The 19,906-nt window shown below is 32.6% G+C and carries 21 protein-coding genes; all 21 read right to left on the bottom strand.

Annotated elements, in window-relative coordinates; genetic code table 11:
* Positions 1–141: 141 nt before the first annotated feature.
* Positions 142–1,596: a glycoside hydrolase family 99-like domain-containing protein gene (locus ACIQX2_RS02355; protein WP_402846567.1), complete on the bottom strand. Its 1,455-nt coding sequence runs from the start codon at positions 1,594–1,596 to the stop codon at positions 142–144.
* Between the two features lie 154 nt (positions 1,597–1,750).
* Positions 1,751–2,587 (bottom strand): class I SAM-dependent methyltransferase, encoded by an 837-nt coding sequence (locus ACIQX2_RS02360; RefSeq protein ID WP_402846569.1) that lies wholly within the window; start codon positions 2,585–2,587, stop codon positions 1,751–1,753.
* 14 nt (positions 2,588–2,601) lie between these two features.
* The gene (rfbD, locus tag ACIQX2_RS02365; protein WP_402846571.1) at positions 2,602–3,432 is read right to left on the bottom strand and encodes a dTDP-4-dehydrorhamnose reductase; all 831 of its coding nucleotides are present in this window, start codon (positions 3,430–3,432) and stop codon (positions 2,602–2,604) included.
* Complete coding sequence (rfbB, locus tag ACIQX2_RS02370; RefSeq protein WP_402846573.1) at positions 3,429–4,442, bottom strand: dTDP-glucose 4,6-dehydratase; 1,014 nt, start codon at positions 4,440–4,442, stop codon at positions 3,429–3,431. Before rfbB ends, rfbD begins: the two co-directional genes overlap by 4 nt.
* A 2-nt stretch (positions 4,443–4,444) precedes the next feature.
* A complete protein-coding gene (gene rfbC, locus ACIQX2_RS02375; RefSeq protein WP_402846575.1) occupies positions 4,445–5,002 on the bottom strand; it encodes a dTDP-4-dehydrorhamnose 3,5-epimerase in 558 nt (185 codons plus the stop codon).
* A 13-nt stretch (positions 5,003–5,015) separates the two neighbouring features.
* Complete coding sequence (gene rfbA / locus ACIQX2_RS02380; RefSeq protein ID WP_402846578.1) at positions 5,016–5,903, bottom strand: glucose-1-phosphate thymidylyltransferase RfbA; 888 nt, start codon at positions 5,901–5,903, stop codon at positions 5,016–5,018.
* 22 nt (positions 5,904–5,925) lie between these two features.
* Positions 5,926–7,020 (bottom strand): glycosyltransferase, encoded by a 1,095-nt coding sequence (locus ACIQX2_RS02385; protein ID WP_402846580.1) that lies wholly within the window; start codon positions 7,018–7,020, stop codon positions 5,926–5,928.
* Positions 7,021–7,046: 26 nt separating this feature from the next.
* On the bottom strand, positions 7,047–8,099 hold the full coding sequence (locus tag ACIQX2_RS02390; RefSeq protein ID WP_402846583.1) for an alcohol dehydrogenase catalytic domain-containing protein: 1,053 nt from the start codon (positions 8,097–8,099) through the stop codon (positions 7,047–7,049).
* Positions 8,092–8,814, bottom strand: a complete 723-nt coding sequence (locus ACIQX2_RS02395; RefSeq protein ID WP_402846586.1) for an IspD/TarI family cytidylyltransferase — start codon at positions 8,812–8,814, stop codon at positions 8,092–8,094. Before ACIQX2_RS02395 ends, ACIQX2_RS02390 begins: the two co-directional genes overlap by 8 nt.
* Before the next feature lie 32 nt (positions 8,815–8,846).
* Entirely contained in the window at positions 8,847–10,271 is a 1,425-nt protein-coding gene (locus ACIQX2_RS02400; protein ID WP_402846588.1) for an alkaline phosphatase family protein, read from the bottom strand.
* 26 nt (positions 10,272–10,297) lie between these two features.
* A complete protein-coding gene (locus ACIQX2_RS02405) occupies positions 10,298–10,993 on the bottom strand; it encodes an acylneuraminate cytidylyltransferase family protein (protein WP_402846591.1) in 696 nt (231 codons plus the stop codon).
* Between the two features lie 20 nt (positions 10,994–11,013).
* Entirely contained in the window at positions 11,014–12,141 is a 1,128-nt protein-coding gene (neuC, locus tag ACIQX2_RS02410) for a UDP-N-acetylglucosamine 2-epimerase (protein ID WP_402846593.1), read from the bottom strand.
* A gap of 15 nt (positions 12,142–12,156) precedes the next feature.
* Positions 12,157–13,197 (bottom strand): N-acetylneuraminate synthase, encoded by a 1,041-nt coding sequence (neuB, locus tag ACIQX2_RS02415; protein ID WP_402846595.1) that lies wholly within the window; start codon positions 13,195–13,197, stop codon positions 12,157–12,159.
* 21 nt (positions 13,198–13,218) lie between these two features.
* Positions 13,219–14,463 (bottom strand): motility associated factor glycosyltransferase family protein, encoded by a 1,245-nt coding sequence (locus tag ACIQX2_RS02420; protein WP_402846597.1) that lies wholly within the window; start codon positions 14,461–14,463, stop codon positions 13,219–13,221.
* A 37-nt stretch (positions 14,464–14,500) separates the two neighbouring features.
* Positions 14,501–14,854, bottom strand: a complete 354-nt coding sequence (locus tag ACIQX2_RS02425) for a hypothetical protein (RefSeq protein WP_402846599.1) — start codon at positions 14,852–14,854, stop codon at positions 14,501–14,503.
* Entirely contained in the window at positions 14,855–16,531 is a 1,677-nt protein-coding gene (locus tag ACIQX2_RS02430; protein WP_402846601.1) for a motility associated factor glycosyltransferase family protein, read from the bottom strand.
* A gap of 190 nt (positions 16,532–16,721) precedes the next feature.
* The gene (gene hag, locus ACIQX2_RS02435; protein ID WP_402846603.1) at positions 16,722–17,549 is read right to left on the bottom strand and encodes a flagellin Hag; all 828 of its coding nucleotides are present in this window, start codon (positions 17,547–17,549) and stop codon (positions 16,722–16,724) included.
* A 136-nt stretch (positions 17,550–17,685) separates the two neighbouring features.
* The gene (csrA, locus tag ACIQX2_RS02440; protein WP_402846605.1) at positions 17,686–17,910 is read right to left on the bottom strand and encodes a carbon storage regulator CsrA; all 225 of its coding nucleotides are present in this window, start codon (positions 17,908–17,910) and stop codon (positions 17,686–17,688) included.
* The gene (gene fliW, locus ACIQX2_RS02445) at positions 17,910–18,344 is read right to left on the bottom strand and encodes a flagellar assembly protein FliW (RefSeq protein WP_402846607.1); all 435 of its coding nucleotides are present in this window, start codon (positions 18,342–18,344) and stop codon (positions 17,910–17,912) included. The genes csrA and fliW overlap by 1 nt, the downstream gene beginning before the upstream one ends.
* A gap of 12 nt (positions 18,345–18,356) precedes the next feature.
* Positions 18,357–18,911, bottom strand: coding sequence for a DUF6470 family protein (locus ACIQX2_RS02450; RefSeq protein ID WP_402846609.1), 555 nt, complete (start codon positions 18,909–18,911; stop codon positions 18,357–18,359).
* Positions 18,912–18,962: 51 nt separating this feature from the next.
* Positions 18,963–19,904: a flagellar hook-associated protein FlgL gene (gene flgL, locus ACIQX2_RS02455; protein WP_402846611.1), complete on the bottom strand. Its 942-nt coding sequence runs from the start codon at positions 19,902–19,904 to the stop codon at positions 18,963–18,965.
* Positions 19,905–19,906 lie beyond the last annotated feature (2 nt).

A 19,906-nucleotide genomic window follows, 5' to 3' on the forward strand; every position in this document is an offset into this window, starting at 1 on the left:
CACACTAGACTTCGAATCCGCACTAAAACAGAATAACTAATAATAAAATTAATTATCTTTTTCATATGTTACTGTTCTATTTATTACTTAAAAGAATATTCATATATTTAACTTTGATCTTTTAAAGTTATTAATTCATGATTAAACAAAATCATATATTTCCATGCATCTTTTTCCTTCAATATTCGTCCATTTCACGTTTAATTTATTTGTATAATTCTTACCATCTTCAAATCCGTATTGCTGTATTAATTCCATTATTTCATCTTCGTATGCAGATGCAATTAGTATCATTGGATTACTACTTGTAATGAATCTATTATCTAATAACCAGTTAAAAACACTGTAACCTTCAATAAGGCTATTATGCTTTTCTACATTTGAATCAATAAACCCAACAAAATTAGTCTTTATTGGTAGCTTATCAAATGTAGCTATTCCACGCTTACCAGCACCCCAAATGTACAAAGGTGTTTCAGGTTCTAAATAAATACTTTTATTTAATTCTTTTTTGTTTTTTATTCCTGTATAATCTTTCACAAGATATTCCCCATTGGTAAAGTTATTTTTAGTTTCCAAAGTCGCCTCCAAATATAACTTTCCATTTTTCATATCCGGTTCAAGGTGTGCTCCTTCAGCCCATTCGTTCCATGCATTAATAAAAACTATTTGTTTTTCAGTTTCATAGTTTTTAACTTTCTCCATTGATTTATATAACCAATAACTATACTCATTTGGATCTTCGTTTTGAATTACAATTGCATTTTCCCTTCTCCGGGCAGTATTGTCCCAATTTGGAAAAACTGTAGGAAAAATTGTTAGGTTTTCGGGATATTCCATATTTAATGAAGTATCTACAAATGATTTATAATTATATACATCGGTTTTTGTTAATCCAACATTTAAAGTTTTACTTCCTTTAAAACTTTTCGGTTCAAAATTGTAAATAGCATTAAAACCTAATTCTATTAATTCATCATACGTTAGTTTGTTATAGTTAGTATTAGCTGCCACTGTGTAAATCCCTTCAAATCCAGCACCAATACTATACTCATTCCATTCAGCAATAATAGATTTTAAATTTTCAATATCCATTGCACTATAAACTAAAAAAATAGGCTTTCCATCAATTTTTAAATATCTAGGATCATTAAAGTAGGGTATTAACCAATCCATATGTTTTTTTGCACTATAAGTTTCGTAGTTTTGTGAAATCAGTATTTCTTTTTCTTTACCATCCCATCTTCTCGACCAATTTTCGTTTGCCCAGCACAAACAAAAAGATGTTTCTACATTAGGATTTTCTAACATCATTTCTATAGGTTTTTCTAATAGCAACTTTTCATTAAACCAATAATGGTAGTAACAAAATGCATCTATCCCATACTTTTTGGCTAATTTTGATTGTTCTTCCATAACCGATGGTAATCTTAAATCATAGAAACCTAACTCCGATGGCAAATGGGGCTGATAATGTCCTTCAAATAATGGTTTACTTTTTGTTACATTAGTCCATTCAGTAAATCCTTTTCCCCACCACTCATCATTTTCTTTAATTGGATGAAATTGAGGTAAGTAAAATGCTATAAGTTTCATAAAAAGCTCCTCGTATATTAGTAGTAAGAGCTCTTTCCGATAGAATTTCCAGTTGATCTGGACAACTGGTGGATCTGTTGGATTTCCTATAGGAAGTGAATGCCAATTGGCTCCCTCGCTCTGATTTTATGTTTTATGTTTTATGTTTTATATTTTATTTTTTGAAATGAAATATATATTGCATCCCATCACCTATATAACCTAAAACATAGTCGTAGTAACAAATCATACTAGTATCCAAAAAGCCGATATCCTTTGAAAAGTCCAAAAAATCCCATCCTAGATCTGTAAATACTAATGATCCATTTTCTGACAATGGATTACCGTGATATTCTTCAGGAAGATAATGTATGTATTTTCCGTCAACTAATTCCGCCCTTTTTCGAGTTTGTTCTAAATTAAATTTAAATGGCACAGCTATAATTAATTGTCCACCCTTTTTTAATACTCGATAGGCTTCTTGTAATGCACGATTTAAATCCTGCACATGTTCAAATACATCATTTGAAATAATTAGATCAATTGTTTCATCATCAAAGCTTAAATTCCCTGCGTCTTCGTGGCGCAATCCATCATAAATTCTTCCAGGGTGTAAATCAGAACCTAAATATTCGCTACCAACTACCAATTCCTCATATTCTTGCTTAAATTTTTTATAAAATCCCGTTACTTGTTCATAACAGTAAATAGACTTATAATTATTATCTCTAATAATATTTCTTGCATACTGATAAATAAACCTTTGTCTATTATTTAACATACAATTAGAACATCTTAAACTATCTCTATAATTAGGCAAATTATTGTAAGAATACTTCCAACTCAAACGAAATTGAGTTAAACTATCACAAACTTCACAATAGCCATCTTGTAACCATAAACTGTGTTCTTTATTTTTACGTGCAATTGCTTTTTCAAGCTCCTTTCTAGGGTGAGCATATTTTTGTATATACTGCTCATAGGACTCTCTGGAAGTTATTTTTTGGAACATTTTATTCCTCCTATTTATAAATTCATTTTTAAAGAATTCCGCCAATTAGGTGCCTTTCCAAATCCATTGATTTCTAACATCAATGGTTTCAATACACTATAATTTGGTCTTTTTGCTGTACTAGGAAATTCTCCAGTCGTACAAGGAATCACTTTTATTTCTTTCCCAGCAAATTTAAAAATTTCATACGCAAATTCATACCAAGAACATTTACCTTCATTTGAAATATGATAGGTACCATACTTCTCAGTAACACATAACTCAGCTAACTTCTCTGCTAAGTCTACCGCATACGTCGGTGAGCCAATTTGGTCGGCTACTACTTTAATTTCGTCCATTGTTTCTGATAGCTTTAGCATTGTTTTTACGAAATTATTTCCATGTGCACCATATACCCAAGATGTTCTTACAATAAAAAATTTATTATGCAGTTCACGGACATATTGCTCACCTGCTAGTTTTGACTTACCATATATAGTTTGTGGGTTAGTAGGTTGAAATTCATCAATGGGTTCTGTTGCTGTACCATCAAACACGTAGTCTGTGCTTATGTAAATAAGCTTTGCATCTATTTTATGTGCTGCAACGGCAACATTTCTCGTTCCAATTGCATTTACTTGAAAGGCTTTGTCTGGCTCCAGTTCCGCTTGATCTACTTTTGTATATGCAGCCGTATGAATAACGACATCTGGCCTTATGGAAGTAATCACTTCATCTACTTTTTCTTGATTCGTAATGTCCATTTCATCACGACCAAAACCGTATACGTCATAGCCGTTTTCTTTTAGAAGAAGAACAACATCTGTTCCAAGTTGTCCTTTTGCTCCTGTAACTAACACCTTCATTTTTTATCACCATATTGTTTTAGGTAATGATTCTCATAAGAACCAGATTTGATATTTCCCCACCATTGACGATTATCGATATACCATTGAATGGTCTCTATAATACCTGCGTCAAATGTATATTGTGGAATCCATTCAAGCTCTGATTGGATTTTTGTTGGATCAATTGCATATCGACGATCATGTCCTAATCGATCTTCAATATAATTAATTAACTCCTTTGGTGCACCTAGCTCCTCCACAATCATATGCACAATTTCATTGTTGGTACACTCATTATTTCCACCGATATTGTATACCTCACCAGGTTCACCTTTATGCAGTATTAAATCAATCGCGGCGCAGTGATCCTTAACATGTAACCAGTCGCGAATATTCTTGCCATCCCCATAAATCGGTAAATCCTTACCTTCCAATGCATTCGTTACCATTAATGGAATAAGCTTTTCTGGAAATTGATATGGTCCATAATTATTGGAACAGCGTGTAATATTCACATTCAAACCAAATGTTTCAAAATAAGACCGTACTAGCAAATCTGCTCCAGCCTTACTAGCGGAGTAAGGACTATTTGGAGCAAGTGGTGTTTCTTCTGTAAAATAACCTTCTGCCCCGAGACTTCCATAAACTTCATCAGTAGATACTTGAATATACTTTGTTAAATTATTTGCTTTCGCTACATCTAAAAGCGTTTGAGTCCCAAGCACATTCGTTTTAACAAAAACATCTGGTTCTTTAATACTACGATCGACATGAGATTCAGCAGCAAAATTAATAATCACATCAATTTTATGAAATTTCACTAAATAATCTACTATATCTCTATTACTTATATCGCCTTTTACAAAGGAATATCGAGTATTATTTTCTAATGTTCTTAAATTTTCTAGATTTCCGGCGTATGTAAGTAAATCAAAGTTCACAATATGATAGTCCTCATATTTTTCTAACATGTAATGTATGAAATTACTTCCTATAAATCCTGCTCCACCGGTTACGAATAGATTCATTTTCATTTCTCCCATTTAAAGTTATTATCTGCTTCTTGTAATGACGGATGATGTGCATCTTTTTCAGATAGAACTGGTTGCTTAAATGGCCAATCGATATTTATAGTAACATCATTCCATGCAATCCCTCGATCGTGTTCTTTTGAATAATATTCATCTACTTTATATTGAACTTCACAATCCTTCGTAATCGTACAAAAACCATGTGCAAAGCCTTTTGGTACAAATAATTGATGTTTGTTCTCAGCAGATAATATGAAGCCCTGCCATTTTCCGTAAGTAGGTGAACCTTTTCGAATATCTACAATAACATCGTAAATTGCTCCACTTGTAACACGAACAAGTTTCGTTTGAGCTTTTGGTTCCAGTTGATAATGTAATCCCCTTAATGTTCCGGGTGTAACCGATAGCGAATGATTATCTTGAACAAAATCAATCTCTAACCCTATACTTTGAAACAGCTGTTTACTGTAGCTTTCCATAAAAAAACCACGATGATCACCGTGTACTGAAGGAGCTAAAATAAAAACATCTTCAAAGTTGGTATTAATCTTCTCCAAAATTAGCTCCTCCTTATAATTGATATAATGATAAATTCCGATTTGCTAAACGAATTAAATATTGACCATACTGGTTTTTCTTCAATGGCTCAGCCAATAGTAGTAGTTGTTCCTTAGAAATATAGTCTAAAACATAAGCAATTTCTTCTAAACAAGCAATTTTTAAACTTTGACGCTTTTCTATTGTTTCGATAAATTGAGATGCTTCAAGTAGTGATTCATGCGTTCCTGAATCAAACCACGAATACCCTCTACCTAGTAATTCGACGTGTAGCTCGCCTCGTTCTAAATATGCCTTATTCACATCTGTGATTTCTAACTCACCTCTTGCAGAAGGCTGTATATTTTTTGCAATCTCGACTACATGATTATCATAAAAATATAAACCTGTCACAGCATAATTTGATTTTGGCTGTTTTGGTTTCTCCTCGATTGAAACTGCTTTACCATTTTGGTCAAATTCCACCACACCAAATCGCTCTGGGTCATGAACATGATAGCCAAATACTGTCGCACCGTTTTCTCGATTGGCAGCATTTTTTAAAAGTTTTGTTAATCCATGTCCATAAAATAAATTATCACCTAGAACTAACGCAACATTATCATTCCCAATAAATTGTTCTCCAATAATAAATGCTTGCGCTAATCCATCTGGAGATGGTTGTACAGCATAAGTTAGTGAAATTCCCCACTGGCTACCATCACCTAATAACTCTTCATATAGTCCGATATCTTGAGGTGTTGAAATAATTAATATTTCACAAATACCAGCTAACATTAACACTGAAAGTGGATAGTAAATCATCGGTTTATCATATATTGGAAGTAGTTGTTTGGAGATTGTTTTTGTTAATGGATAAAGTCTAGTTCCACTACCACCTGCTAAGATAATTCCTTTCATTTTTCTCCCTCCCATCAGTAAATTAATACACTCGATAAAAATCTTTATATAACTCTAATCCAAAGTCATTAAGTTGCTCTTTTATTTCTGCATAATACATCGAAGCAATTACAATAAAAGGAAACTTTTGCTCGGTAGCCAATATTTCTAAAGGACTACATACATCATATTGACCAAACCTAGTTCCCCATTTATTAGAATCATTATCCAAAAAATTAGTAATGGGTATGTTTAATTGTTTCAAAATATCTATGGCTCTTTCGCCTTTAGCACCCGTTCCAAAAATATAAACAGGACGTTTATTCGAATTTCTATATCTGGAAAAGTATTGGTTCAAATGCTCTTTACTAATTTCGAAAGACTCGTCATAAGGATCTCCATAGTTAATTACTGCTGACCACTTCTTTATAAAATTATCTACATCATCCTTAGGTGATTTTTTACCTCTTGAGATACCTTCATAATGATACAGTCTAATAGGTGAACAAATTGTATATAAACCTTTTTGATCTAACTTCAAACAAAAATCAATATCATTTAAGACAACTTTCAAATTCTCTTCAAATCCATCAACTAGTCTAAAATTATCACTACTAACTAATAAACAAGCTCCAATAACAGCTGAACATCTTCTTTTATTATTTATAAAAGGTAATTCCTCAAGTTCCGCATTACGATAAGGCTGCCAAGCTCCATTTTTATGTACATTAACTCCAGCGTGTTGAATAGTATTGTCTGGATATAATAAGACTGCTCCAACTACACCTACATTTTCTTCCCTTGCTGTCTCAACCAATTCATAGATTGTATTCGATGTTATAAATTCTATATCATTATTTAAAAATAACAAATACTCACCTATTGCAAAACTAGCACCAAAGTTATTTAAAGCTGAGTAATTAAACGGCATGTCATTATTATATACTTTGATATGTTTATAATCTTTTAGTTCTTCAAAATACTGAAAAGTCTCTTTTTCATCACTATTGTTATTTACAATAATTATTTCTAGATTTTCATAATCATTATTATGTAAAAGTGAATTCACACAATTCCGTAAATAATCTACTTTATTTCTCGTTAAAATAATAACACTCACTAATGGTTGCAATGACACGAGCTTAAGTCCTTTCTAAAGATATTCTAGATATCCCACTTCATGACAGTCTTTCCAAAACTCTTTAAACTATCTATTTCAAATGCATGATGTACGTTTGCAATATCCGATACTGTAACCGTGTTCGTTACTAAACCACTTAAATAGTCTCCGATACGATTTATTTTCATGAAATCCATTGCACTTTGAAAATCATTTACGCCGCTTCGACTATCACCTACTAGTACGAGTCCCTTTTCCAACATCATTCGTACGTTCAATTCTATTTTCTTTTCTGTTACGCCCAAAGCTGAGATTGTACCACCTGGCTGAATAATATCAATAATTTTATTCAATACCCCACTTTGTGCTTCTCCACCTACACATTCAAAGAAATGATGAACTTTAATAGCATCAATATTTTCATGTATTAAATACGTTTCATCCACAAACGAAAACATTTCTAGCTTTTCTGAATGCTTTCCGAATACAATGATTTTGCTATTTGGTAATGATTTTTTCAATAATAGGGACATCAGAAAGGCAATATTGCCATCTCCCCATACACCAATTACATCATTAAATCCATGTGAATACATTTGAAACCTTTTAAAAGCGTGGGTACAAACTGAAAGTAACTCTGTAATAGACAGTAAATGTTCATGGATGGAATCATGAGCTCTAATTACAAGTTCTCTTGGCTGGGCAATAAGTTCTTGCATGAAACCATCATAACCACTAGAACGAAATCTAGCATTTGGACAATAATTTTCTCCTATTTTCTCGTTTAACTCACTAATTGATTTTTCATACCCTAAAAATGACCCAGGTATATTAGGGATCATAACTACTTTTTCTCCATAATTAAACTCTTTCAATGGATCATATTGCACTTCCCCAACTGCTTCGTGAATAAGTGCCATTGGTAGTTTTTGTTGCAATACTGCTTTATCCCTCGCTCCTTTATAATAACGTTGGTCAGCATGACAAATGGACAAATAAGTAGGGCGTATAATAAGACTATTATTTAGCAACTTTATATCCTGCATTTTAATCTCAAAAGTTTTTGGCTTTACTAGTTGAATTACCTGATTAATCACCTTTGCCATCCCTTTCAAGTAAAGCTCTAGCTATTGTTAAATCAAAAGGGGTAGTTATTTTAAAATTAAGTTGCTCACCTTTAACTAAATAAACAGTTTTATTTAACAAACGATATAATTTTGCCACGTCCGTTGTGTTATCTAAATTTTTTTCACTGACATTATTATAAATATCTATTAATTCTTGTATTTTAAAGGATTGAGGTGTTTGACCATGATAGTATTTAGAACGCTCGGGAATCTCTGAAATTTGTTCCCCATCCTCGGAATATACAATGGTATCGATGCTTGATATAACAGTATCTACTGCACTGAATTGTAACGTTTTTTCTATATTTTCTTTAATAATTTTATAGCTTATAAATGGTCTTACTGCATCATGCGTTAAAATAATATCATTTGAAGTCAACTCGAAATTATTTTGTAAAAAAGATAACCCTCGTTTCACTGTATCATGTCGTGTGCCTCCACCAGTAATTACTTCAAACACTTCTGCATCTGGTGCAAAGTTTTTTTCTATTAAATCACGCGTATAAGCAAACCAGCTCGGATGGGCTGCTATAATGATTTTTTCAAATTCTTCTTTTAATAAATAAAACTTTTCGAGTGTGTGCAATAATATTGCTTTATTATTCAATAACAAAAATTGTTTAGGTACTTGTACATTCCCCATTCGCTGACCGGTACCTCCGGCAAGAATTAAAGCAAAATTCAATTGAATCACTCTCCTAATTACATTCCGAACTACTACTTTATATTTGTAAATAATAATTCTTTTGTCTTAGCATTTACATAAGGTACCAATACTTTATCAAATACTGATTTCTCTAAAGGTTGATCCATATCATAAAATCCACTCACCTGTTGGTTTGCTAAAAATACCGAACGATATTTTTCTTTACCGAAAATAAAAATATTACTAAATCGGTTCTCATTATAGAAGTCATTAATGTAACCATTAAACACGTTAACCTCACAAGTTTGAACTATAAGTACTTTCTCGTTTACTTTAGGTTTATGTAATTTGTATTGTTGTTCTGGATTTTTCAAATGTTCTTTGTTTAAAACTGGATGAATTAAACCCTTACGATTTTTGGGTATAATGCAATCAAACATTTCTAATATTAAAGGATACACATCTAAGTTACGCATCCCCTTTAATTTCCCTTGTTTGAAATTTTCACCGTTTAAAATCATAGTTCCTTTAAGGGAATGAAGAGAAGTTAAAAACCCTCCGGTTCTAGCTTGCATTAAAATGTTATCTCCTAAAAATAAACATTGATCTGCCAAACCAAACGATTCCTTTTGCAGTTCAATATCACAATTTGGAAAATGGTCTATAAATGATTTCTGCCCATGATCTGATAATACAATGACATTTTCCGGTTGGAATATATTTAACATCTCACCTACAAAATCATCTACTAATTTAATGGCTTTTTTTAGTTGTGTTCGATTAAAATCATGCATCGTAAAATGTCCCAAATAATCAAAAATACCGTTATAAAACCAGAAGAGATCTACTTTTTCTTTTTCATTTACTTTTCGAATATTAAGTAAAGAGTAATCGAGCATATCTTTCAAATATTGATAACCTTCTTCAAAATAATTTTCATCTAATAAGTTATTTACTAGCTGTGGATTATTAAATAATTCCTCCCATGTATATCCGAATTGGTCAGGTGATTTTGGCGTAGGGCGCTTCGGAAATTCACCTTCAAATAAATCGATTAAATGCTGGTCCTTTTCACATAGCATGTGTCCATCAATTGCAATTTCAGGATCTTCAAAGTGCTCATCAAATGCAAGTTCACCACTAACCATATAACCATCAATTGGTTCTGGAGGAGCTGTTACTAACCCTTTCCACATACCAACCTTATAGCCGTTTTCATTTAATATTTTCCATATTGTTTCCGTAGAACTATAATCATACAATCTAGGAAGTTTACCAGAAGGTTGATAGATTCCTTTAATTATTTGATGCTCCTTAGGGCTCAAACCGGTATAAAGCGAAGTCCAATTATCATGCGATCCGTAGCCGTAAACATATCCATCATATTCTCCTGATATTCCACTGATAACTAGCTTTTTTAAGACAGGATAATCTTCCAAATTATTAAAGACTAGTTCTGGCATTAATGCGTCTATTCCAATTACTAATAACTTCACTAGTTACCCTCCAAAAAAATACAAATCTAAATTAAATTTAATTTTCGTTCAAATTCCTGTAAATCTTCATAGCCATCAATATCCACATGATACTTTTCATCCATTATGTATGGTAATATATTGTCATTTAAACTTGTATTCAAATTGAAAATATCATTAATTTCATTTATATAGATAGCTCCATTTACAATATAAAAAGAGGGAAGTTCTTGCCTTCGAACAGTGCTATTTGTTTTTATAAGAGAAACTAAATTGCCTGTTGAATCGATTTGCCTCATTAATATTGGATGTTCATGTACGATACTTACACTGACTAAACTAGTTGCTCGCTTCTTATAAATCAGTTCTATTGCCTCATCAATATGAAATGTTTGGCGAAGCGGCTGTGTAGGCTGCAATAATATTACATAATCAAAGGTACGTCCTATTGTCTGGTAGTACTGAATCGTATCGATTAGCACTTCTATGGATTTGCTGTCATCTTGGGCTAAATGGTTTGGTCGTAACCGAGGTACTTTTATTCCACATTTCTCTGAAACAGCTGCAATCTTCGAATCGTCGGTTGAAACATGAATTTCATCTATGTATTTCGAATTTTTCGCAGTGTCAATTGTATATTGAATTAATGGTTTTCCATTGACAGGAATAATATTCTTGCCAGGAATTCCTTTACTACCGCCCCGTGCTGGTATAACCGCCAATAATTTTTTATCATTAATCACCTTTAGCACCTACTTAATTTTTAAAAGATGTCTGCAAAACGTTTTTGGATAGCTGTGTTCCAAATCGTGTTATTTTTTAATATTTCTATAAATCGTTCGGCACTTTGACCTTCCCCGTATAAGCTAGATGTGTACTCTTTATGAGCAGGGACTTGCTGAATTGCATTCAAAACAGATGACTCCATTTCATCTACATGTTGAATATATAAATCATTTGTTACATATCTACCTTTTTGTCTGCTTCCTATATCAATCGAAGGAGTACCGTAAACGATAGATTCTCTAATGCCTGCACTAGAATTACCAATCATAAAATCTGCGTGCTTCATCAAAGTTAAAAAATATTCGAACCGGATGGAAGGGAAAACTTTGAAATTCTTCATTCCATCCAACTGTTTATAAGAATTTATAATAAATTCATTTCCCAAATCATTATTTGGGTAAATAACAACGAAATTTTTTTCAGACTTAATTAATGCTTGTACAACATTGTTGGTATTTTGGCTTAAATACTCGATTTCTGTTGTTACTGGGTGATACATTACAATGGCATATCGGTCGAATGGAATATCATAACGAGCCTTTACTTTATTAATATCGGGTAAATGAACAGAATGCATAATATCAATATCTGGAGAACCAATAACAAAGATATTCTCTTCATTTTCTCCTAATTGAATGATTCGCTTTTTCGACTCCGTATTACTCACCATATGAATATGTGCTAATTTTGTAACCGCATGGCGAATTGATTCATCTATCGTTCCTGAAACCTCTCCGCCTTCAATATGTACTACTAAAATATTATTAAAAGCTCCAACAATTGCACCAGCTAAAGCTTCTAATCGATCACCATGAATAACTATCATATCCGGTTTAACTTCCAAAACATAATTGCTTAAACCTTGAATCGTATTACTTAGAGCAACTTCCATAGGAGTATTCTTTGTTTGATTTATATAATGATAAACGTTTTTAAATCCATCTTTTTCAATTTCTCTCCATGTAGAACCATATTTGGATAGCATATGCATACCAGTAACAAATACAAACAGTTCAAATTCTTGATCCTTCTTTACTTTTTTCATTAATGACTTTATCTTGCCGTAGTCTGCTCGTGTACCTGTTAAAAATAATATTTTCTTCAATTGGAACCCTCCCTACTACTTCACATCAGAGAATCTTAAATGTTCCTCTTTTGAAATAGCACGATTCACTACTTTTCCAAGCAAACTATTGTAATGCTCTGCACGAATTTCACCAGTGCCTGGGCGTTTTACCCATATATTCTCTTCAGATAAAATCTCGCCTTCTTGTATATCTTTAATCGCAACTACCGTTGCAAAGGCAAAGTCAATTGTAACTTGTTCCTCCGTTGCAGGCTCTTTTTTTCCTCCACGCATTAATGCTATTTCAGCGGAACTACAAATTAACTCAGTTAATTCGTTTGGATCCATCGAACAAATTATATCTGGACCAGGTCGGTTTTTCGAATCGGTAAAATGTCTTTCCAGTATAGAAGCACTTAGAGCAGTTGCAGCTAAACAAGCATTGTTATTGAGTGTATGATCAGATAAACCTATAACTGCATTTGGGAAAGCCTCTTGTAATTCTTGCATCCCACCTAAACGAACCAATTCCGGTGGAGTTGGGTACACATTCGTACAATGCAATAATGCATATTGAATTTTATTACGCTCTAAAATATCCACTGTTTTCTTAATGCTTAAAATATCATTCATACCTGTCGAAACAATCATTGGCTTTCCAAATGATGCAATATGTTCAATGAGTGGGTAATTATTACACTCCCCTGAACCGATTTTATATGCTTGAACCCCCATTCGCTCAAGACGATTTGCAGCAGCTCTTGAAAAGGGTGTACTAATAAAAATCATCCCTTTACTTTCCACATAGTTTTTCAGTTCAATCTCATCTTCTTCATTTAATGCGCATCGAGACATTACTTCATAAATCGAAACATCTGTATTCCCAGGAATAACATTTTTCGCGCTTTCACTCATCTCATCTTCCACAATATGCGTTTGATGTTTTATTATCTCTGCCCCTGCTTCAAATGCAGCATCTACCATTTCCATTGCTACTTTTAAGCTTCCTTCATGATTAATACCAATCTCAGCGATCACGATTGGTTTATAATTAGAGCCTATTTTTCTTCCATTTATTGAGATAAAAGGATTCATCGTCTTACTCCTCTATTGTATTTACTTAAACAACTTTTCGAAATCCGTAATTGGTAATTTTTCTGCCCATTCTTCTAATTTTTTGGGTGATATATAATTTGTTTCTCTTATTTTTGCACCATTCCATGCTGTATTGAACACATTTGATTTTGAAAGCGGTACATTTTTTTGGAACCATCTATAATACGTATTTAAGCTTCTTGAGGCATTTATGAATTCACCACTGTTAGCTAAAACTTTTTTATAAGTATAGGCTTGCTTTGTTTGAACTCCAGAAGTTGCTAATGATGCATGTGTTTTTACACCTTTGAAGCCTAAATCTTGACCAAATAATATAATATTTTCGAAACCTAAATAATTCGCTAAGGAAAAGCCTAATGTAGCAACAGAACCACCTACACTTAAAGTCTCTACTTCCCTCTTTAGTGCTAAACTTTCTGAAGCCTCGTAGCCTTGTTGATATAAGACTATTTTAGGACCCATATGCAATTCTAATGCTTCCTTACTTGCAGTAGCAGAATAAAAAAGTCTTCCCGTATAATTCGTATTTAAAAGTTGATGTTTGACAACTTCTTTTGCGTCAGATATAACTACTGCATCCGGTGTCAAGTCATGAGCCAGTAACATTTTTAGTGTAGATCCCATACAGATAATATATGCTTTACAAATAAACTTTTTTAAAGTATGAATAGTATCTTCTAACGATGGTCCAGATGATACTAAACAAGCCGTCTCTTTAGTAAAGGCATCTTTATATTTAGAGACAGTTGGATGATTTAATCTAGTCGTATATTCAAAATTATTCTCCATACGCTTTTCAATAACATCAAAGCTCATTTGCCGTAATTTAATATCTTCTAAAAAATCAGTAAGTTTATGTTTAGAGCCGATAGCCTTAATCCATTGGATTGGGATAATTATTTGTGCTGTAATAATATCTGTTACATCTTCTTTTGTAGATAATGAAATGATATGCACTCTTTCATTTTGTAAGATTGTATTGTCCCCATATTTTTCTAACATTTCAAATTCATTGACATCAAACACTAAAACATAAATTTCTGCTTTTGTATTGTGATCCAACAATGCTTTTAAATGATACCCTAACCCTAGGCCAACTAAAAATATTTTGTCTGCCAATCTATTTTTTTCACTTAATATAAATCGATATGCATCATCAATCGGTTTATATTTGCTGTAGATGTAAATATCATTAAGCTTTAATGTATAATCTCCATCTTTTGCCAACTCAACACTCCAGTTCATTAATAGCTCCGTCCTCTACATTCTATAGGTAAAGATTTCAAGCAACTGATATAGCAGATAAATGTTCTTCAAAGAATGGTTGTAATTCATACTCAAACATATCCGCAACTATCACATAATCTTGTATACTTAATCCGTCGTTCACTTCTTCTAAATATTCAAAAATCTTTGATACTTCTAATGGAATAATTGCATTATTTTTTTGTAATATTGTATTCATTTCATTCAGCCAAGCAACACCTTCACTAAATTGTCGAATCATATCAATTGCTTTTAATACCGAGTCTTCCCTTAAATGATTAGCGATTTGTTGACAACCAGCGGGTAATTTAGCAGCATAATTAATATAACTTTCTTTGCTAGCTTGAATCATTTCATTTAATTCACTCATTTAACTTGTCTCCTTTAAATTATTTACAACGTCTTCTGTCATTCTTTTTGCTTTTATAAATAATTCTAGTAATTGATTTAACAGTTCATCATTTTGATTATATATCCTATTGTACTTAATATTCTCAGTTTCAAATTCAGCTGGTTTAAATCCATTTAAAACATTAGTCACAATTTTATGAGCTGATAAGTTTACAGAGACTTTGTTACAGAGTATTTTAAACGCCCCATCATTTAAATCCATTCTTCTCAAAATACTAGAGTTAAATTTCCTCTTTGATCGTGTAGAGTTTAACAATTTTATATTGTCTAGAAGCAATTTAATACCTTCCTCATAAGCTGCAACTTCATTCATTAATTTCATTAGTATTTTATTATGTGTGTATTTTAAATTTGAATCCATATCAAAAATGCTCATGTCGATTTCAAGATTTAAAAAACGTTTAGTAAAATCTTCTAACCTCATATTTTGATATCCAACTATATTTACACCGCCCTCGGTGCTATTATAAATCGCCCCTTTATTTTCTAAATCATTATAAATAATTTCAAAGACTTCTTTCATCGCCAAAAAATTATGACCTGTTAAAACTTTCTCCCCATTATAACCTTCTATCTCAAATAAATTACGATCTTTTATAAAGTGCTCTGTAATTTGAAATACATTTTTATTTGTTGCATTATGAGAAAGGTTATTTGTGTATGCTAAATCTTGACCAACCATTGTAATTGGTCCACTAGATAAAAAACGAGCAAAACTTAAAGCAAAAGTAGCAACACTTCCCCCTCCAGCTAATTTTGTAGCTTGGTTGCCTGTCAACTCGATATAATGATCTTCCATCATATAACAGTCCGTTGATAAATAGTGATAGGCATCTTGATTAAAATATTTACGAATTTTGTATCTAGTTACTAAACCATATATTAATTTAGCTTTAGTGAATTTTAGATCTTCAAATAATTTATAATTAGATTCTTTTCCATCCATTACAACTACAAAATCAGGCTCTAAATCATTTTTCATTAGAGAGGTAACAGTAGATCCAGCAGCAATCAAAATATATTTTTGACGGTACTGCTTCATCAAATCTAGTTGCTTTGTTAATGATGGTCCACCCGATGCTATAATTATTGGATAGTCTACTTTATTTTTCAAGTCATCAATTCTCTTATCTTTATTTAAAAATTCTAGATTTCTTATATAATTCTCTTGCCAAATATCAGAATGTTGATTAATTGTATTCTCAAAAATTTGCTTGATTAACATTTTATCTCGTACAATTCTAGCGACTTTTAGATAATATGTTGGAAATAACTTACTGTAATTAGGTAAGCAAATAAGTTTAATTTCTGTCCATCCTACCAATTTATCTCTAATAAGGTTATTCAATACGTTATCAGAAAAATCTAGATGAACTTTCTCATCATGATTTAAATCTGTAATAGGATCTATCACAAGTATATCTTGCCCATCCCCTGATAGATTATTAAATGCATTTGTATAATATCCTAATCCGCCCCCAAAAACTACATGAAATGAACCTTTTTTGTAATTTTTCAATGCAAAATTTTCTGCTTCTTTTAGGGGATTGTACTTACTATGTATATAATAGTTATTTATCTTTAAAGTTGGTATATCAATTTTAGATTGTTCAATTTGAATTACTAAATTCTCCATAAAAACACCTCTTCTTTATCATCGGCATTTTATAGAAAAAATCGAGTAATAAAGTAATATTTACTTTAGCTTTTTAAAAATCGGTCATTAGTTAATCTACGTGCCTAACTTTCAAATCATAACAACTAGGTCTAAGGTAGAAACAAAAAAACCCCTTCTTCATAGGAAGAAGAGGAATTTCATTTTTTAATTATTGAAGTAATTGAAGAACACCTTGTGGTTGTTGGTTAGCTTGAGCAAGCATAGATTGAGCTGCTTGAGTCAAAATATTATTTTTAGTAAATGCCATCATTTCTTTAGCCATATCTACGTCACGAATACGAGATTCAGCAGCGGTTAGGTTTTCAGAAGTAGCACCAAGGTTGTTAATAGTATGCTCTAATCGGTTTTGAATAGCACCTAAACTAGAACGTTCACTTGAAACTGTTTCAATAGCTGTATTGATTGCATCAATAGCACTATTTGCATTTGCTGTAGTACTCACAGAAATACCAGTTCCCGCAGCCGTACCACTAACTCCAAGAGTACCTGCTGTCATATTACCAATTGATAGGGAAATTGATTGACCATTATTTGCACCAATTTGGAAACTACCAGTAAATCCACCACTTAAAAGATTTTGAGTATTGAATTCAGTAGTATCAGCAATACGAGTAATTTCTTTTGCTAATGCATTAACTTCTGATTGAATAGCTGTACGATCTGCACTAACGTTTGTATCGTTAGAAGATTGTACTGCTAGTTCACGCATACGTTGTAAAATAGCGTGTGTTTCGTTAAGAGCACCTTCAGCTGTTTGAATTAACGAAATACCATCTTGAGCGTTTTTAGAAGCCATGTCTAAACCGCGGATTTGTCCACGCATTTTTTCAGAGATAGCAAGACCAGCAGCGTCGTCTCCAGCGCGGTTGATTTTGTATCCTGAAGATAATTTCTCAAGGTTTTTAGAAGATTGTGATTGATTAGCTGTTAAGTTTCTGTGTGTGTTTAATGCTGAAATATTGTGTTGAATTCTCATTGTGAGATTCCTCCTTGAATTTTGTTTAATATAGTTCCACGTCCTTGTGGAATTTGTTTGGTAGAATAAGGTCGGCCGCCCGATTTCTGCCTTACAATAGTATTATCGTACTTGATTGAGAATGTTTAATAGTTTTTTAAATATTTTTTTTAGAAATTTGTTCAAGTAACGATTTAGAGATATTTAATGATTCTTTATTTTGTTGTTGAATACTCTCATAAACCTCAGAACGATAAACTTTCACATTTTGGGGAGCAACAATTCCTAATTTTACTTGATCACCATCTACACTTAATATTTTCAGTTCAATTTGGTCACCTATCATTATAGACTCATCTTTTTTTCTAGAGAGGACAAGCATTAACTCACGCCTCCTTCAATCGGATAACGTAATGGGTTGGTAATTGAATCTTGTAGGACAAGTTGTTTTGCTACTTTTTGTTTGTGGTTTATGACTACTGGAGCCTGTAAATTTATAGTAGAACTATTGAATGGTTCTTTTAGTGTGACAATAGAATAAGTAATTAAATCTTCGGGATCTGTTATTTTAAGTTCTTCCTTATCTTCATCTAACAGATTAAATTCGTAATCCTTTTTAAAGACAAAAGGTAGTGCTATTATGAAACCTACTTCAACATGTTCGATAGATTGTAATATTGCAAATGGAGAATCTTTTTCTAGCGGTAGAATAACGTATTTTTGTATACTTTCAAATCCTGGAATTCCATTTGGAAATTGAATTATTTCATTTTCCTCAATGTTCATTTCACCTAAAAATTTTGTTTCTATTTTCATTATTTTCTCCTTCTAGACAATTACGTCAATTTCGATTGATGGGTTTTGTAACATGTAGCCAGACAGTTGACCTTGTTTGTATTCGTGAATTGGCTTATTTAATTGCGCGCTAATTTGGGGATCCTGTTTTTGTACATTAATATCTAATTTCGCTGGGATATAATCCAATTTAACCGACCCAATTGAAGGAATAAACTCTATTCCTAAGGCTTTTTTATTTGGAAATGTGTTTTTCTTTGCAATAGAAACTATTGCATTTGGATTATGCGCAATATCCATCATTTGATTTCCTTCACTGACACGTCTTGCAATTCCTTGCATTGCTTTTTGACGACCTTCGGCTGCAAAATTTGCCGAAGACTCTAATGGACCAATCATCCCAACGTCTCTTCTCGCTTGGGAAGAATCGATTCTCATCACCCCGTCTGTAGTTCTAATATCAACAATTGCTGCGGGTTGCTCAATATGTTGAGTCGCTTTCGGTTGTCGAATGGTTTGTTGACCTTTTTCGATATTGAGACCAAGTTTAGCATCAGTTGTTCGGATTTGAATTTGTGGTATGTTCAACTATCTCACCTCTAAAGAAAGCGTTTGAACAATTTGTCCAAACGCTTAATATTATCTAATAAAATCTACTAAGGTAGCTTGAATTATCTTAGCACCGACTGAAAGAGATGCTTGATGAATAGATTCTTGCGTCACCATTTCTGTAATAACTTTTTCATAATCAATATCTTCATTATCTGAGAGTTGTTTCGTTACCACTACTTCTTGTGTTGCCAATCTATTTATCATCATTTCCACACGATTTTGACGTGCCCCAATGTCCGCACGATTTTCAAGAACGGTATTTTGAGCTTTGCTTATTTCACCTAGACGGTTACCAATTGTCTCGCCATTTGCCCCAGCAGACAAATCACCTTGTATGTCCGTGAGCAAGTCATCTATTTGTGCAAACATTTCAACTGCATTAGTGTTTACGTTTAAGTTTACGCCATCGTAAACTTCTATTTCTACTGAATTTTTATATCCTGTGTTGGAAGCAATAGAGTTCGAAATATCAATAGCAGAACCCTCAATCAGATTTACACCTGCAAAAGTAGTATTCCCTGTATCATCTTTTCCATAAACAGGACTTAACGTATTCGTGCCACTAAACAAATACTTTTCTCCGACTTTTGTATTGGCTAAATCACGTATTTGAAGTTTTAGTTGATCAATTTCTGATTTTATTTTTTGGCGATCCTCAGGTGTGTTTGAGTCGTTTGCCGCTTGAGTTACTAGCTCCTGAGTACGGATTAGAGCTATACCTACATGATCTAACGTATCGTCAGATGTGTCTAACCAGTTGTTAACTTCGTTCATATTACGTTGGTATTGTTCAACCTTATTTAAGTTTGTTCGATAGCCAATGCCTTTTACAGCAATTACTGGGTCATCTGAAGGTCTTGTAATTTTCGATCCCGAGGTAATTTGATTTTGAAGCTTCCCCATTTTAGAATAGCTGTTTGAAAGATTACGTAGCATATTACTAGAAAGCATGGATTGTGTTACACGCATTT

The sequence above is a fragment of the Psychrobacillus sp. NPDC096623 genome (assembly GCF_044762655.1).
GTDB lineage: Bacteria > Bacillota > Bacilli > Bacillales_A > Planococcaceae > Psychrobacillus.

What these genes read in the sequence shown, in the direction of transcription:
- neuB (WP_402846595.1), bottom strand. Translation starts at nt 13,197, where the DNA reads ATGAATCCTTTTATCTCAATAAATGGAAGAAAAATAGGCTCTAATTAT.
- rfbA (WP_402846578.1), bottom strand. Translation starts at nt 5,903, where the DNA reads ATGAAAGGAATTATCTTAGCAGGTGGTAGTGGAACTAGACTTTATCCA.
- ACIQX2_RS02355 (WP_402846567.1), bottom strand. Translation starts at nt 1,596, where the DNA reads ATGAAACTTATAGCATTTTACTTACCTCAATTTCATCCAATTAAAGAA.
- rfbB (WP_402846573.1), bottom strand. Translation starts at nt 4,442, where the DNA reads ATGAATCTATTCGTAACCGGTGGAGCAGGATTTATAGGAAGTAATTTC.
- fliW (WP_402846607.1), bottom strand. Translation starts at nt 18,344, where the DNA reads ATGAAAATAGAAACAAAATTTTTAGGTGAAATGAACATTGAGGAAAAT.
- ACIQX2_RS02430 (WP_402846601.1), bottom strand. Translation starts at nt 16,531, where the DNA reads ATGGAGAATTTAGTAATTCAAATTGAACAATCTAAAATTGATATACCA.
- rfbD (WP_402846571.1), bottom strand. Translation starts at nt 3,432, where the DNA reads ATGAAGGTGTTAGTTACAGGAGCAAAAGGACAACTTGGAACAGATGTT.
- flgL (WP_402846611.1), bottom strand. Translation starts at nt 19,904, where the DNA reads ATGCGTGTAACACAATCCATGCTTTCTAGTAATATGCTACGTAATCTT.
- hag (WP_402846603.1), bottom strand. Translation starts at nt 17,549, where the DNA reads ATGAGAATTCAACACAATATTTCAGCATTAAACACACACAGAAACTTA.
- csrA (WP_402846605.1), bottom strand. Translation starts at nt 17,910, where the DNA reads ATGCTTGTCCTCTCTAGAAAAAAAGATGAGTCTATAATGATAGGTGAC.
- ACIQX2_RS02420 (WP_402846597.1), bottom strand. Translation starts at nt 14,463, where the DNA reads ATGAACTGGAGTGTTGAGTTGGCAAAAGATGGAGATTATACATTAAAG.
- ACIQX2_RS02360 (WP_402846569.1), bottom strand. Translation starts at nt 2,587, where the DNA reads ATGTTCCAAAAAATAACTTCCAGAGAGTCCTATGAGCAGTATATACAA.
- ACIQX2_RS02425 (WP_402846599.1), bottom strand. Translation starts at nt 14,854, where the DNA reads ATGAGTGAATTAAATGAAATGATTCAAGCTAGCAAAGAAAGTTATATT.